The 15478-nt window shown below is 71.8% G+C and carries 11 protein-coding genes and 1 pseudogene; 10 read left to right on the forward strand and 2 right to left on the reverse strand.

The genetic code is table 11. The annotated features are described in order from the left end of the window. Window position 1: 1 nt before the first annotated feature. Genes JAV76_RS06995 through JAV76_RS07025 form a run of 7 tightly spaced genes read left to right on the forward strand, consistent with a single transcriptional unit; the run spans window position 2 to window position 9092 of the window. Entirely contained in the window at window positions 2–1111 is a 1110-nt protein-coding gene (locus tag JAV76_RS06995; RefSeq protein WP_307844054.1) for a DegT/DnrJ/EryC1/StrS family aminotransferase, read from the forward strand. Next, window positions 1111–2142 (forward strand): Gfo/Idh/MocA family protein, encoded by a 1032-nt coding sequence (locus JAV76_RS07000; RefSeq protein ID WP_198733302.1) that lies wholly within the window; start codon window positions 1111–1113, stop codon window positions 2140–2142. Before JAV76_RS06995 ends, JAV76_RS07000 begins: the two co-directional genes overlap by 1 nt. Beyond that, entirely contained in the window at window positions 2139–3359 is a 1221-nt protein-coding gene (locus JAV76_RS07005) for a glycosyltransferase family 4 protein (RefSeq protein ID WP_198733303.1), read from the forward strand. Before JAV76_RS07000 ends, JAV76_RS07005 begins: the two co-directional genes overlap by 4 nt. 9 nt (window positions 3360–3368) lie before the next feature. Continuing rightward, complete coding sequence (locus JAV76_RS07010) at window positions 3369–5207, forward strand: ABC transporter ATP-binding protein (protein ID WP_198733304.1); 1839 nt, start codon at window positions 3369–3371, stop codon at window positions 5205–5207. A gap of 26 nt (window positions 5208–5233) precedes the next feature. Then, window positions 5234–6718, forward strand: a complete 1485-nt coding sequence (locus tag JAV76_RS07015) for a glycosyltransferase family 4 protein (RefSeq protein ID WP_198733305.1) — start codon at window positions 5234–5236, stop codon at window positions 6716–6718. After that, window positions 6715–7956: a glycosyltransferase family protein gene (locus tag JAV76_RS07020; protein WP_198733306.1), complete on the forward strand. Its 1242-nt coding sequence runs from the start codon at window positions 6715–6717 to the stop codon at window positions 7954–7956. Before JAV76_RS07015 ends, JAV76_RS07020 begins: the two co-directional genes overlap by 4 nt. Then, window positions 7953–9092 carry a glycosyltransferase gene (locus tag JAV76_RS07025; RefSeq protein ID WP_198733307.1) on the forward strand — a complete coding sequence of 380 codons (1140 nt, stop codon included), beginning with the start codon at window positions 7953–7955 and terminating at the stop codon, window positions 9090–9092. Before JAV76_RS07020 ends, JAV76_RS07025 begins: the two co-directional genes overlap by 4 nt. Before the next feature lie 155 nt (window positions 9093–9247). Here JAV76_RS07025 and JAV76_RS14905 read toward each other — a convergent pair. Further along, window positions 9248–10231 (reverse strand): annotated as a pseudogene (locus tag JAV76_RS14905) (acyltransferase family protein); the annotation flags it as partial. A 105-nt stretch (window positions 10232–10336) separates the two neighbouring features. On the opposite strand from JAV76_RS14905, the gene JAV76_RS07030 reads away from it, so the two are divergent. Continuing rightward, the gene (locus JAV76_RS07030) at window positions 10337–11638 is read left to right on the forward strand and encodes a nucleotide sugar dehydrogenase (RefSeq protein WP_198733308.1); all 1302 of its coding nucleotides are present in this window, start codon (window positions 10337–10339) and stop codon (window positions 11636–11638) included. A gap of 101 nt (window positions 11639–11739) precedes the next feature. Here JAV76_RS07030 and rfbB read toward each other — a convergent pair whose 3' ends face one another. Then, window positions 11740–12735: a dTDP-glucose 4,6-dehydratase gene (gene rfbB, locus JAV76_RS07035; RefSeq protein WP_198733309.1), complete on the reverse strand. Its 996-nt coding sequence runs from the start codon at window positions 12733–12735 to the stop codon at window positions 11740–11742. Window positions 12736–12894: 159 nt separating this feature from the next. Between rfbB and JAV76_RS07040 the strand changes: the two genes are divergently transcribed. Beyond that, on the forward strand, window positions 12895–13893 hold the full coding sequence (locus JAV76_RS07040; RefSeq protein WP_198733310.1) for a methyltransferase domain-containing protein: 999 nt from the start codon (window positions 12895–12897) through the stop codon (window positions 13891–13893). Further along, entirely contained in the window at window positions 13893–15461 is a 1569-nt protein-coding gene (locus JAV76_RS07045; protein ID WP_230402002.1) for a glycosyltransferase family 2 protein, read from the forward strand. The genes JAV76_RS07040 and JAV76_RS07045 overlap by 1 nt, the downstream gene beginning before the upstream one ends. Window positions 15462–15478: the final 17 nt, after the last annotated feature.

The raw sequence follows: 15478 nt of genomic DNA on the forward strand, positions 1-15478 counted from the left end.
GGTGAACCAGTCACTCATCCCCGCCGCGAGGCCCATCATCGGAGACGAGGAGCGGGAAGCGGTGGACCGGGTGCTGCGCAGCGGCATGGTGGCCCAGGGGCCGGAGGTCAAGGCCTTCGAGGCCGAGTTCGGCGAGCAGCTCGTCGGCGGGCGCGAGTGCGTGGCCGTGAACTCCGGCACCGCCGGCCTGCACCTCGGCCTGCTCGCGTGCGGCATCGGGCCGGGCGACGAGGTGATCGTCCCGTCGTTCACCTTCGCCGCCACGGGCAACTCCGTCGCCCTCACCGGGGCCACCCCCGTCTTCGCGGACATCGAGCCCGACCACTTCTGCCTCGACCCGCGCTCGGTGCGCGAGTCCGTCACCGAGCGGACGCGGGCCATCATGCCCGTGCACCTCTACGGGCACCCGGCGGCGATGGCCGAGCTCCGCGCCATCGCCGACGAGCACGACCTCCTGCTCTTCGAGGACGCTGCCCAGGCGCACGGCGCTCGCCTCGACGGAGCCCCGGTCGGGACGTTCGGCGACTTCGCCATGTTCAGCCTCTACCCGACCAAGAACATGACCTCCGGCGAGGGCGGCATGGTCTCCTGCGGCTCGCCCGAGGTCGCCCGGCAGCTGCGCCTCCTGCGCAACCAGGGCATGGAGGTCCAGTACGCCAACGAGATCGTCGGCTTCAACGCCCGGATGACGGACCTCCACGCAGCCATCGGGCGCGTCCAGCTCACCAAGGTGGGCGGGTGGACGGATCAGCGCCGCGCCAACGCGGCCGTGCTCGACGCCGGTCTCGCCGACGTCGACGGCGTGACCACGCCTCCCGTGAAGGACGGCGCCACGCACGTCTACCACCAGTACACGATCCGCGTCGCCGAGGACCGCGACCGCGTGGTCCAGGCCCTGCGCGAGGAGCACGGCGTCGGGTCGGGCGTCTACTACCCGATCCCCAACCACCGTCTCCCGTCCCTCGAGAGGTACGCGCCCGGCCTCGACCTGCCGCGCACCGAGGAGGCCGCCCGGCAGGTCATCTCGCTTCCTGTGCACCCGTCGCTCACCGAAGGCGACCTCGAGCGCGTCGTCGAGGGTGTCCGCGCGACCGTCCGGGCAGGTGCCTGATGGCCGCCACCGCAGGCACCGCCCTGCGCGCCGGACTCATCGGCCTCGGCGCCATGGGGCGCCACCACGCCCGAGTCCTGAGGGAGACGCCCGGCGTCGACCTCGTCGCCGTCGCCGACCCGGGGGGCGACCCCCACCGGGTCGCCGGCGGGCTCGAGGTCCTCCAGGACGTCGAGTCGCTCGTCGCGGCAGGTCTCGACATGGCCGTCGTCGCCGTCCCCACCGTCTACCACGAGGGCGTGGCCCTCGCGCTCGCCGAGGCGGGCGTCCACACGCTCATCGAGAAGCCCGTGGCCGACACGAGCGAGGCGGGAGCGCGGATCGTCGAGGCGTTCGCGTCGCGCGGCCTCGTCGGCGCCGTCGGGCACATCGAGCGGTTCAACCCGGCCCTGCAGGAGCTCCGCCGTCGTCTGGCGGCCGGCGAGCTCGGGGAGATCTACCAGATCGTCACCCGGCGTCAGGGACCGTTCCCGGCGCGCATCGCCGACGTGGGCGTGGTCAAGGACCTCGGCACCCACGACATCGACCTCACGTCCTGGGTGGCGCAGAGCCCGTACGAGACGATCAGCGCGCAGGTCACGTACCGCAGCGGGCGCCAGCACGAGGACATGGTCCTCGCGACCGGGCGCCTCGCGAACGGGATCGTCGTCAACCACACCGTGAACTGGTTGTCGCCGATGAAGGAGCGCGTCACCGTCGTGACGGGGGAGCGGGGAGCGTTCGTCGCCGACACCGCCAGCGCCGACCTCACTTTCCACGCGAACGGCACGGTCGCCACCCAGTGGGACTCCATCGCGGCCTTCCGCGGCGTCTCCGAGGGCGACGTCATCCGGTACGCCATCGCCAAGCCGGAGCCGCTGCGCGTGGAGCACGAGGCGTTCCGCGACGCCGTCCTGGGGGTGCGCCACGACGTGGTGACCCTCGAGGAGGGCCTGCAGACGCTGCGCGTCGCGGAGGCGATGATCACGTCGTCGAGCACGGGCACCGTGGTGCAGCTCGGCGCACCGGGGCAGGCACCGGGCGGCGCGTGACCCGCGTCCTGCTCGTCTCACGGATCTTCGCCCCCGAGGCCGCGGCGGCGTCGTTCCGGCTGCGCGCCCTCACCCGAGCCCTCGACGCCGCCGGGGCGCGAGTCACGGTGCTCACGTCCCGCACCCCGCTCGGGGACGACGCGGGCACGCCCGACGGTGTCCCCGTCCGGCGGTGGCCCGTGCTGCGCGACGCCGACGGGTACGTCCGCGGGTACGTCCCGTACCTGACGTTCGACGTGCCCGCCTTCTTCCGGGTGCTCCTCGCCCGCGGCGTCGACGTCGTCGTCTGCGAGCCGCCGCCCACGACGGGCACCGCGGTGCGGGTCGCGTGCGCCCTGCGCCGCATCCCGTACGTGTACTACGCGGCGGACGTGTGGTCCGACGCCGCCGGCACGACGGGCGCCCCGGCCGTCGTGCTGCGGGTGCTGCGCGCCGTCGAGAGGTGGGTGTGGCGCGGCGCGGCCGGGGTCCTCTCGGTGTCGGCCGGGGTCACCGGTCGCCTCGCCGAGCTGGGCGTCACCGACCGCGTCCACGAGGTGGGCAACGGCATCGACACGGACGCCTTCGCGCTCGAGGGCGACGTGGCGTGCCTGCCCGACGCGGACGGCCCCTACCTCGTCTACGCCGGCACCGCGTCGGAGTGGCACGGGGCCGGGGTCCTCGCCCGCGCCATGACCACCGTCCACGAGGTGCGACCGGACGCGCGTCTGGTGTTCATCGGCCAGGGCGCCGAGAAGGCCGCCATCGCCGCGGAGTGCGCATCCCTGCCCGACGGCGTGGTCCGCTTCCTCCCGCAGGCCCCGCCTCAGGACGTCGCGCGGTGGTTGCGGGGCGCGGTCGCGAGCCTCGCGAGCGTGCGGCCCGGCCGCGGCTACGACTTCTCCTTCCCCACCAAGGTCTACGCGTCCGTCGCGTGCGGGACGCCCGCCGTGTACGCCGGTGTCGGACCGGCACGCGACCTCCTGCGGGACCACGACCTCGGCCACGCCGTCGACTACGACGCGCAGGAGGTCGCAGCCGCTGTGCTCGAGGTCCTCGACCGGGCCGCCCGCGAGACGCCGCAGGACGTCGCGGACCGCCGGGCACGGCTCGGTGCGTGGGCCCGGGAGCACGCCTCCCTCGCGTCCGTGGGCGCTCGCGCTGCCGACGTCGTCCTCCGCGCCGCCCGCGAGTCCCGCCCGGCGACCCGCCGGGGGCCCGCCACCCGGGACGGGTAGGCTCGCCGCATGTCTGCTCTGTGGCGCACCGTGCGGGACATCCTGCCCGTCCTGCCCGAGGGGAGCCGCCGCTTCCTCGTGACGTTCGCCCTGCTCTCGGGGGCGTCGTCCATCCTCGACGTGGTCGCGCTCGGGCTCCTCGCCCTGTGCCTCGCCCCGATGGTCGGCGAAGGCTCGATCGACCTCCCGGTCCTGGGCACCCTGTCGGAGCCGGCGGACTTCCAGCCAGTGCTGATCGTCGTGTGCCTGCTCATCGTCGGCAAGTCCGTCTTCCAGGTGACCCTCCAGTGGTTCGCCACCCGGCGCTTCGCGACCTTCGAGCTCGCCATCAGCCGCGAGCTCCTCCGGGGCTTCTTCGCGTCCCCCTGGACGGACCGCCTGCAGCGCAACTCCACCGAGCTCGTCCGGTCCACCGACGTGGGCGTCGCGACCACCGTCTCCGGTGTCCTCATCCCCTTCGCGATGCTCGCCGGCGAGCTGTGCACCTTCGTCGCGGTCCTCACGGTCCTCACCGTCGCCCAACCGCTCATGGCCCTCGCGACCGTCGTGTACTTCGGGATCATCGGCGCCGTCCTCCTGCGCTGGGTCCTCGCCAAGTCCGTCCAGGCCGGCCGCGTCAACCGCAGCCACTCCACCCGGTCCGCGCGGCTGCTCTCCGAGATGGTCCAGTCGCTCAAGGAGATCACCCTCCGCGGCCGCTCCGACGCGGTCGGCGAGCTCGTCCTCGGGGTCCGCCAGCACAGCTCCCGGGCACGCGCCAACATGTCGTTCCTCGCCGTCGTGCCCCGGTACGTCCTCGAGGCGGCGCTCATCGGGGGCTTCGCGCTCGCCGCGGGCATCGGGTACCTCACCGGCGGGCCCGACGGGGCGCTGAGCTCCGTGGCCCTCTTCGGGGTGGCGGGGTTCCGCATCATCCCGTCGCTCACGCGCTTCCAGGGCATCATGTCCCAGACCTCGGCGGCGCTGCCCTTCGCGCAGACCGCCATCGAGGACATCCGGCGGGGGCGCGCGTACATCGACGCCCGGCAGGACGGGCCGCCGCAGGTGGCCGTCCCCGACGACGCGGCGGACCTCGTCCTCGACCGCGTGACCTTCACCTACCCGACGGGCGTCGAGCCCGCGGTCCGCGACGTCTCCCTCACCATCCCCTTCGGGTGCTCCGTCGCGCTCGTCGGCGCCTCCGGGTCGGGGAAGTCGACGCTCGTCGACGTCGTCCTCGGCCTCCTAGAGCCCTCCGCGGGCGAGCTCCGCGTCGGCGGGGTGCCACTCGTCTCGGCCCTCGACTCCTGGCGCTCCCGCGTCGGGTACGTCCCGCAGGACGTCTCCCTCTTCGACGCCACCGTCGCCCAGAACGTCGCCCTCGAGTGGGACGACGCCCTCGTCGACAAGGACCGGGTCCGCGACGCGCTGCGACGCGCCCAGGCGCTCGACGTCATCGAGGCCCGCGGCAAGGGCATCGACTCGCCCGTGGGGGAGCGCGGCCTCGCCCTCTCCGGCGGGCAGCGCCAACGCATCGGGATCGCCCGCGCCCTGTACTCCGACCCCCTCGTGCTCATCATGGACGAGGCCACGAGCGCCCTCGACACGAGCACCGAGGCCGCGGTGACGAGCGCCATCACGGAGCTCCGTGGTGAACTGACACTGGTGGTCGTCGCGCACAGGCTCTCGACCATCCGGCACAGCGACATCGTGTGCTTCATGCGGGACGGCGAGCTCGTCGCCCACGGCACCTTCGACGAGGTGGTCGCCGCAGAGCCCGACTTCGCGCGGCAGGCCGCCCTCGCGGGCCTGTCGCCCACCTCGCCCGGGGCCGCCGACGCCGCCCCGCCCGAGAACAGCAGCACCTGACCAGCACCACCCTGAGGAGCACCACCGTGAACCACCCGGCCCAGCAGGCCTCGACGGCCACCCGCCCGGGGGGTCGACGGCCGCGCGTCGCGGTCCTCGTGTACAACGACTGCCATGCGGACACCCGCGTCCTCAAGTCCGCAGCGACCCTCGCCCACGCCGGTGCCGACGTGCGGATCTTCGCGGTCGCCCGGCCCGCCGCCGGGTACCCCGTCGGGGTGCAGCGCCTCGACTCCGGGGTCGTCCTCGAACGCCTCCCGCTCTTCGAGCTCGCTCGGGCGCTCGAGCCTGCCGCCCGCGTCTACCGCGTCCTCGCCGGGCGAGGCGCACCCGCGGCCGTGGGCGTCACCGAGGACCCCCTCCGTGACGCCACCGGCGGGCCCGCCGACCGCCAGGCCGCACAGGTGGGACCACCCGCCAGGCCGGCCGCCCCCGCGTCGCTGCGGACCCCGACCCTCGCCGACCGTGTCCTGCGGTCCCGCGTCGCCAAGGTCCTCCTCAAGCCCCTCGGAGCCGTGATCCTCCACTCCTACTGGCGGCACGCCCGCAAGGCCGTCACCCGCTGGGGCCCCGACATCGTCCACGCCAACGACGGCAACACCCTCCAGCCCGCCATGGCCCTCGGCCGCACCCTCGGTGTGCCCTACGTGTACGACTCCCACGAGCTGTGGACGCAGCGCAACGTCGCAGGCCCACGCCCTCTCGCCACGGTGGTCGAACGACGGATCGAGACCAGGGGCATCCGGCGCGCCGACGCCGTCGTCACCGTCTCCCCGAGCATCGCCCGCTACCTCCAGGACACCTACGGTCTCGCGGAGACGCCCACCCTCGTCCGGAACGTCCCGCCCGCCGCGCAGGCCACGAGCGACCCCGCCGACGGTCGCCTCCGCGCCCTCGCAGGCCTCGCGCCCCACCACAAGGTCATCGCCTACGGAGGCCGGATCACCACGAACCGGGGCCTCGAGGAGACCATCGCTGCGCTCGCAGCCCTCGACGACGACGTCCACCTGGTCGTCCTCGGCTACGGAGCCCCGGCGTACCTCGCGGCCCTCGAGGCGCACGCCACGGGCCTCGGCGTCCGCGACCGCATGCACCTCGTCGGGAAGGTCCCCTCCGCCGAGGTGTCGGCCGCCCTCGCCGACGCGGACGCGTCCGTGGTCTTCGTGCGGCCCACGTGCCTGAGCTACCTGTGGTCGCTGCCCAACAAGCTCTTCGAGTCCATCCACGGCGGGCTCCCCGTGGTCGCCGCCGACCTGCCCGACACCCGACGCATCGTCGAGGAGCACGGCGTCGGGGAGGTCTTCTCCTCCGACGACCCCCAGGAGATGGCCCGCACCATCGCCCGCGTGGTCGCCCACCCGGAGCGATACCGGGCGGCCGCCCGGCTCGCGGCCGGCGAGCTCACGTGGGAGCGTGAGGCCGAGCGGCTCCTCGACGTGTACCGCAGCGCCCTCGGTCCCGCGTGGCACGGAGCCCTCGACCCCCTCCTCGACCGGGAGGACGCAGCATGAGACCCACCGTCGTCGTCCTGTCCTTCTCACCGATCGCGCGTGACCCGCGCGTCCTGCGGCAGGTGCGTCTGCTGTCCGCGGTGGCCGACGTCGTCACGTGCGGCTACGGCCCCGCACCTGAGGGCGTGACCCGGCACGTCGAGGTCCCCGAGCGGCTCGCACCGTGGCGCTCCAGCCGCGTGGCCGTGCCCGTCCTGCTCGCCCTGCGACGCTTCGACCGTCTCTACTTCGGGTCCGAGCGCATCCGCTTCGTCCTCGAGCACCTCCCGCCCGGGTCCATGGACGTCGTCATCGCCAACGACGCCCTCGCAGCGCCCCTGGCGCTCGCGCTCGAGCCCCGCGCGGGCGTGCACAGCGACCTCCACGAGTACGCGCCCAGGCAGGGCGAGAACCGCCTCGTGTGGCGCGTCCTCGTCGGGCCGCTCATGCGGTGGGCCTGCCGCGCGGTGCGGGACGTCGCGTCCGTGACGACGGTGGCGCAGGGCATCGCGGAGGAGTACCGGCGCGAGTACGGGTTCCGGGCAGACGTCGTGCCGAACGCCACGGCGTACCGTGCGGACATCGCCCCCACCCCCGTCGAGTACCCGGTCCGGCTCGTGCACATCGGGGTCGCGGGGCGCGCCCGGTCGCTCGAGACGATGATCGACGCCGTGTCACTCGTGGAGCGCGACGCCCCCGGGTCCGTGACCCTCGACGTGGTCCTCGCCCCGGGTGACCCCACGTACATCACCGAGCTCCGTGCCCGGGCCGATGCCGTCCCCGGGGGCGTCGCCCGCGTGCTGCCGCCGGTGCCGTTCGACGAGATCGTCCCGCTGCTCGCCACCTACGACGTGGGCGTGTTCGTCTGCCCCCCCGTGACGTTCAACCTGCGGCACGCACTGCCGAACAAGCTGTTCGAGTTCGTCCAGGCGCGGCTCGGCGTCGTCGTGGGGCCGTCTCCCGAGATGGCCCGGGTGGTCCACGACCACGAGGTCGGGGTCGTGGCGGACGGGTTCGGGGCGCAGGAGACGGCGCGTGCGCTCGCGACGCTCACGATCGAGCGCGTGGAGTCGTTCAAGGCGGCGAGCGACACGGCCGCGGAGCTGCTCAGCGCCGAGCGGCTCTCCGCTCCCTGGCTGCGCGCCGTCGAGGACCTCCTGGGTGCGGAGGACGGGACGGCACGGGACGATGGCCAGGTGCCTGCCGCCGATCCTGCTCCCGCTCCTACCGCCGACGTGACCCGAGAGGAGGACCGGTGACCCGGATCCTCTGCATCTCCCTGTCGCCCCTCCGGTCCGACGCCCGCGTCCTGCGCCAGCTGTCCGTGCTCGCCTCCCACGGGCACGTCACGAGCGTGGGGTTCGGTCCCGCGCCCGACGGTGTCGACGAGCACCTGCGGGTGGCCGACGGCGCGGCGACGCTGCCGCAGACGCCGCGGGGCGTCGTCCGTCTCGCGCTCCGCCGCTTCCGCGCGGCCGAGCTCGAGGCGCCCGCCGTGCGCCACGCCCTCGAGCTCCTCGAGGGGCGCACGTTCGACCTCGTGGTGGCCAACGACGCGCGGGTCCTCGACCTCGCGCACGCCGTCGCCGCACGCTCGGGTGCGCCGGTGTGGGCCGACATGCACGAGTGGGCCCCGGAGGAGCGCACGCACGTGACGTCCTGGCGGCTGCTCGTCGCTCCGTTCATGACTCACCTGTGCCGGACGTACCTACCGCGCAGCGGAGCCGTGACCACGGTGTGCGGGTCCATCGCCGACCTGTACCGCGAGCACTTCGGGGTCGACGCGGCCGTCATGCGCAACTCCTCGCCGTGGAAGGACCTGCGCCCGTCGGACGTGTCGCCGGACGTCGTGCGCCTGGTGCACAGCGGGGCGGCGATCCACGGGCGAGCCCTCGAGACGATGATCGACGCGACGCTCGAGCTCGGCGAGCGGTACACGCTGGACCTCTACCTCGTGCCGGGCGGCGACGGAGGGAAGTACCTGAGGGCGCTCCAGGCCCGAGCGGCGGGCTGCGACCGCATCCGGTTCCGGGACCCCGTGGCGCCCGCAGACCTCCCGTCGACCCTCAACGCGTACGACGTGGGCGTCTTCTGGATCCCGCCGACGCACACGAACGCGCGGCTCACGCTGCCCAACAAGTTCTTCGACTACGTCCAGGCTCGCCTGGCGGTCGCGGTCGGCCCGACCGTGGAGATGGCGAACCTCGTGGAGCGCTACCGGCTGGGCGTGGTGAGCGAGGACTTCTCCGTGGCGGCGTGCGTCGCGTCGCTGCGGTCGCTCGACGTCGCGGCGGTCCGCGGGGCCAAGGCTGCGGCGGACGTCGCGAGCGCAGAGCTGTCGTTCACGACCGACGCGCTCGTCGCGGACCGGATCGTCGCGCGGCTGCTCGGCTGACCCGTCGTCCGCCCGCTCGCGGGCCGGGCCGCTCGGGTGTTCCTCGCACGGAGCGACGGCAGTGCGAGGAGCCAGGGTGCGCGGGTCCGGAGGGCCCTGTCGTGCAGCACGAGGGGGAGTGCGACGCCCACGACGGTGAGGACGGGGACCACGAGGACGACGACGCCGAGCCCGGTGAGCGTCTCCGTGCTCGGGGTGCGCGCGCCGTCGGGCAGGGCGTGCGCCGCCCAGAGGACCAGGTGGATGAGCACCGGGTGGATCAGGTAGACGGGCAGGGTCCGGGACGCGACGGAACGGGCGAGGTCGGCGAACCGGTCGGAGAGCAGCCCGCTCAGGGCGACGGCGGCCACGATGCCGGCCGCCGACAGCACGGGCCGCCACGCGGACGTGGCGGCGTCGGTGCCGACCCACGAGGAGACGAGCGCGAACGCCGCGGTGCCCGCGACGAGCGTCGGGACGCGGGGGAGGGTGGCGACTCGTCGGACGGCGCCTCCGGCGAAGCAGCCGACCATGAACCAGAAGGCGTTGAGGCTCCACCGGGAGAGGCTCGCGACGCTGCTCGGCTCCCATCCCTCCGCGACGGCCCACGCCGTGGTCGCCGGGGCGAGTAGGAGGGCGACGAGGGAGACGGCCACGAGCGTGGGCCCGTGCTCGCGAAGAGCACGGGCGAGGAGGAAGAAGCCGACGAGGGCGGGCAGGTACCAGTAGCCTCCGCCGAACCGCGCCGCCCCACCGAGCGTGCGCAGCACGAGGTCCCCGGGGGACCCGGGGTCCCTCGCGAGGCCCACGAGCACGGCGAGCACGACGCTCCACAGCGCGAAGGGCCAGAGCAGGTCGCCGACGCGGCGCCGCCACACAGCGGCCCAGGGGCGTGCGAGGGCGCGGGCCGCGAGCATCCCCGAGACGAGGAAGAACAGGGGCATGCGGACGGGGACGAGAGTCTCGCTCACCGTGGACCACACCGTGAGCGCGGGGTGCGTCACCGTCGGCAGGAGATAGGTCGAGACGGCCACCGAGGCATGGTGGAGCACGACGAGGACGATCGCCAGGGCCTTGGCGACGTCGAACCAGGGGGTCCGCCCGAGGAACGGGAGGGCGGGGGCAGCGTTGGTGGGCATCGGTACCATCGTCCCATACATGGGACGAATTCCTGGAAAACGTCCCCCTCGTCACAAGGGCCGCCCAGTATGCTGGCGAGTCGGAGCGCCGCCGGTCCCGGTGGCCGGGACGAAGACGAGGTTGTTGTGCGTATTGCCGTCGTGGCACTCGGAAAGATCGGCCTTCCCCTCGCGGTGCAGTTCGCCGACCAGGGGCACGAGGTGGTGGGCGTCGACGTCAACGCCGAGGTCGTGGACCTCGTCAACGCCGGCACCGAACCGTTCCCCGGCGAGGCGCACCTCGCCGAGAAGCTCGCCGAGCTCGTTCCCGCCGGGCGGCTGCGCGCCACCACGGACTACGCCGACGCGATCCCCGGGGCGGACGCCGTGGTCCTCGTCGTCCCGCTGTTCGTCGACGAGGAGACCGCCGCCCCCGACTTCGGGTGGATGGACGCCGCGACCACGTCGCTCGCCGCGCACCTCACGTCGGGCACGCTCGTGTCCTACGAGACGACCCTGCCCGTGGGCGTCACCCGGGGTCGGTGGAAGCCCATGCTCGAGCAGGGCTCCGGGCTCACGGAGGGCGTCGACTTCCACCTCGTCTTCTCGCCCGAGCGGGTCCTTACCGGGCGGGTTTTTGCCGACCTGCGCAAGTACCCGAAGCTCGTGGGTGCATTGAGCCCCGAGGGGGCGCGCCGGGCGAAGGACTTCTACGAGGCCGTCCTGACGTTCGACGAGCGCCCCGACCTGACGCGCCCCAACGGCGTGTGGGACCTCGGGTCCGCGGAGGCCGCGGAGATGGCCAAGCTCGCGGAGACCACGTACCGCGACGTGAACATCGGGCTCGCCAACCAGTTCGGTGCGTTCGCCGAGAAGGTCGGCATCGACGTGCACGCGGTCATCGAGGCCTGCAACTCCCAGCCCTACAGCCACATCCACCGCCCGGGCATCGCGGTGGGCGGGCACTGCATCCCGGTGTACCCGCGCCTGTACCTGTCGGTGGACCCGGACGCGTCGATCGTCCGCGAGGCGCGTGCCGTGAACGCGGCGGTGCCGGAGCGCGTCGTCGCGCAGGCGGAGACACTCCTCGGGTCGTTGGACGGTCTGCGCGTCGTGGTCCTCGGTGCCGCGTACCGCGGGGGAGTGAAGGAGACGGCCTTCTCGGGTGTCTTCGCCACCGTGGAGGCGTTGCGCGCACGCGGTGCGCGCGTCGTCGTGCACGATCCCATGTACTCGGACGACGAGCTCGCGGCCCTCGGTTTCGACGCATACCACTATGGCGAGGCGGCGGACGTGGGCGTGGTCCAGGCCGACCACGCGGAGTACCGGACGATGACGCCGACCGAGCTGCCGGGGTTGCGCCTGCTCGTCGACGGCCGCCGGGTCACGGACCGTGCCGTGTGGGCCGGGGTGCCGCGCGTCGTCATCGGCGAGGGCTCGCCGGCCTGACGGAGGGCGGGCTCCCCGTCCGCCTGTGCCGTGAACGTGAGGAAGGCCCCGGAGCTGGTGCTCCGGGGCCTTCCTCGTGCGGGCTCTGGGCTCGTGCTCGCTCAGTGGCCGGCTGCGGCGTACTTCGCCTCGGTGGCGGCCTTCGCGGGGCGCCACCAGGCCTCGTTGGCCTTGTACCACTCGACGGTAGCCTCGAGGCCGGAGCGGAAGTCGGTGTAGCGGGGCTCCCAGCCGAGCTCGGTGCGCAGCTTCGAGGAGTCGATGGCGTAGCGCATGTCGTGGCCCGGACGGTCCTTGACGTGGTCGAAGTCGTCCTTGTCGAAACCGAAGATCTCGAGGAGCGTCTGGACGACCTCGAGGTTGTTCTTCTCGCCGTCGGCACCGATGAGGTACGTCTCGCCGGAGCGGCCCTGGTCGATGATGGCCCACACGGCCGAGTTGTGGTCCTCGACGTGGATCCAGTCGCGGACGTTCTCGCCCTTGCCGTACAGGCGGGGCTTCACGCCGTCGACGAGGTTGGTGATCTGCCGCGGGATGAACTTCTCGATGTGCTGGTACGGCCCGTAGTTGTTGGAGCAGTTCGAGATTGTCGCCTGGATGCCGAACGAGCGGGCCCACGCGCGCACCAGGAGGTCGCTGCCCGCCTTCGTGGACGAGTACGGGCTGGACGGGTTGTACGGGGTCTCCGCCGTGAACTTCGCCGGGTCGTCGAGCTCGAGGTCGCCGTACACCTCGTCCGTGGAGATGTGGTGGTACCGCACCCCGTGCTTGCGGACCGCCTCGAGGAGCGTGTAGGTCCCGATGAGGTTCGTCTGCACGAACGGCCACGGGTTCGACAACGAGTTGTCGTTGTGCGACTCCGCCGCGAAGTGCACCACGAGGTCCGACTCGCCCACGAGACGGTCGACGAGCTCGCCGTCCGTGATGTCGCCCTCCACGAGCGTCACCCGGTCCGCGACCGGCGCCAGCGACGTCCGGTCACCCGCGTACGTCAGGGCGTCGATCACCGTGACCTCCACGTCCGGACGCTCCCGGACGGTCTGGTGGACGAAGTTCGAGCCGATGAAGCCGGCTCCGCCGGTGACGAGCAGACGCATGGGTTTCCTCCTGGGTGGGTGTGTCGGCTGCAAGCGTACCGAACGGGCATGTCAGTCGACCTGCGTGCCCGGCGTCCTCGTCGCGGGACGCTACCCTGTACTGACCGTGAATCACAGAGCCTGGGGCGAGAGCCTCGAAGGTCCAGGGGAGAACCGCGCGTGACCGTGTACGAAGCAGTCGTCGATCCGTCCGACGCGAACCTCAGTCACTCCTTGATCCTCGAGCAGGTGGGGCGGGACAAGAAGGTCCTCGACGTCGGGTGCGCATCCGGCTATCTCGCCGAGGCGCTCGTGGCCCGCGGGTGCGCCGTCAGCGGTGTCGAGTTCGACGAGCGAGCCGCTGAGGTCGCACGGCCGCACCTGGAGCGGCTCGTCGTCGACGACCTCAACACGCTCGTGCTGTCGGAGGTGTTCGCAGGCGAGCAGTTCGACGTCGTCGTCTTCGGCGATATCCTCGAGCACCTCCAGGACCCTGCTGGGACGCTCCGGTCGGCCGTCGCGCTGCTCGCTCCTGGTGGATCGATCGTCATCTCCATCCCGAACGTGGCGCACGGCAGCCTGCGACTGGCGCTCCTCGGGGGCGAGTGGAACCCGACCGACCGGGGCCTGCTCGACGCCACCCACATCAGGTTCTTCACCTACACGACCCTGGTCTCCATGGTCGAGGGTGCGGGGCTGCAGGTCGACGAGGCGCGGTCCACGGTCGCGGACGCGCTCGCGACCGAGGTCGCTGTGCCTACCGGCATGCTCCCGCCGGAGATCGTCGACTGGGTGCGCCGTCGGCCCCTCGCTGACGCTTACCAGTTCGTCATCCGTGCGAGCGTTGTGCCCGCTGACGGTGTCCCCGCGGGCGCGCCGCGCGTCCGACCCGCGATCGAACCCCCCGTGGTCAATGATCACTTCCACCAGCAGGCCGCCCTCGTCCGCGAGGAGAAGCAGCGCATGCTCACCATCCGCGACCACATCATCGGTCTCGAGGCGGAGGCAGGGGTCACGCGGAGGCGGATGACGCAGCTCGAGGAGGAGAACCGCGAACTACGCGGTGAGCTCCTGCAGGTGGCTCAGGACCGTGCCGAGATCTACCGGTCGAGCACGTGGCGCATCGGAAAGGCCGCGATCTCGCCCGCGACGATCGTCAAGAAGGTGCTCGGCCGATGATGCAGGCAGTGACCTTCTCGATCATCACGCCTGTCTACAACACTCCGTCCGACGTTCTCTCCGACACGATCACGTCGGTGCTCGACCAGACCTACGCGGCCTGGGAGCTGCTCCTCGTCGACGACGCGTCCACCAGTCCTGCTGTCCGCGAGGTGCTCGATAAGGCCGCGGCCAAGGACTCTCGGATCCGTGTCGTCGCCCGCGAGTCGAACGGTGGGATCGTCGCGGCGTCCAACGACGGCCTCCGTGAGGCGAACGGTGACTTTGTCGCCCTGCTCGACCACGACGATCTGCTCACCCGGGATGCGCTCCAGGTCGTGTCCGAGGCCCTTGCCGAAGACGTCGACTACGTCTACTCGGACGAGGACAAGGTCGACGAGTCGGGACGCTACTTCGATCACTTCGAGAAGCCGGACTGGTCCCCGGAGCGTCTGCGCCACCAGATGTACACCGGCCATCTCTCCGTCATCCGGACGTCCTTGGCGAGGGAGGTCGGCGGGTTCAGGCAGGAGTTCGAAGGCTCGCAGGACCATGACCTCGTCCTGAGGGTCACGGAGCAGGCCCGGCGGATCGTCCATATCCCGGAGGTGCTCTACCACTGGCGGGTGGTCCCTGGTTCGGCGGCTGGGGACCTCGAGGCGAAGCCGTACGCGTGGGCAGCGGGCCGAGACGCGGTGCAGGCTCACCTCGACCGTGTGGGGATCGCCGGTACCGCGGAGCTCGGTGACGCTCCTGGTCTCTACAAGATCCGTCGAGCAGCCAACCCCGACCGCATGATCAGCGTCATCATCCCGACTCGTGGCGGGACCGGACTCGTCTGGGGGGAGCGGCGGTGCTTCGTCCTCGAGGCGGTCCGGTCGCTCCTCGCGCACACGAGCCACGAGAAGCTCGAGATCGTCGTGGTCTACGACATCCCCACGCCGCAGGCCGTCCTCGACGAGCTCAAGGAGATCGCCGGCGAGAAGCTCGTCCTCGTCCCGTTCCACGGTGAGTTCAACTTCAGCAAGAAGTGCAACGAGGGCTTCCTCGCATCGACCGGCGATATCGTCGTTCTCCTCAATGACGATGTCGAGGCGATCAGCGACGACGTGCTCGAGACGCTCGTGGCCCCGCTGGAGGAGCCCGACGTCGGTCTCACGGGTGCGCGGCTGCTCTTCTCCGACCGGACCCTTCAGCACGCGGGTCACGTCTACTACAAAGATGTTATTCACCACTCGTACTTCATGTGGCCTGACGACGCGTTCGGCCCGTTCTCGGCGCTCCGGTTGAACAGGGAGGCTTCGGGGTTGACGGGAGCATGCATCGCTCTGCGTCGCGAGGACTACGAGTTGATTGGTGGTATGGCAGAGGATCTGCCTCTGAGCTTCAACGATGTCGACTTTTCCCGGAAACTGCGCCATGTGGGCTATAGGCTCGTGTGGATGTGGGAGGCAGCGCTCTTCCATTTCGAGTCGCAAACACGAGACCCCCGGGTCAAGGAGTCAGAAGTGACTTACCTCTTCCGTCGGTGGGACACGCCGGACCGCGATCCGTACTCAGCAGATGGGGCCGCCGGGTACGTCTGGTGAGAGTGAAACGAACGCGG

Source organism: Sanguibacter suaedae (assembly GCF_016342785.1).
GTDB classification, from domain to species: domain Bacteria; phylum Actinomycetota; class Actinomycetes; order Actinomycetales; family Cellulomonadaceae; genus Sanguibacter; species Sanguibacter suaedae.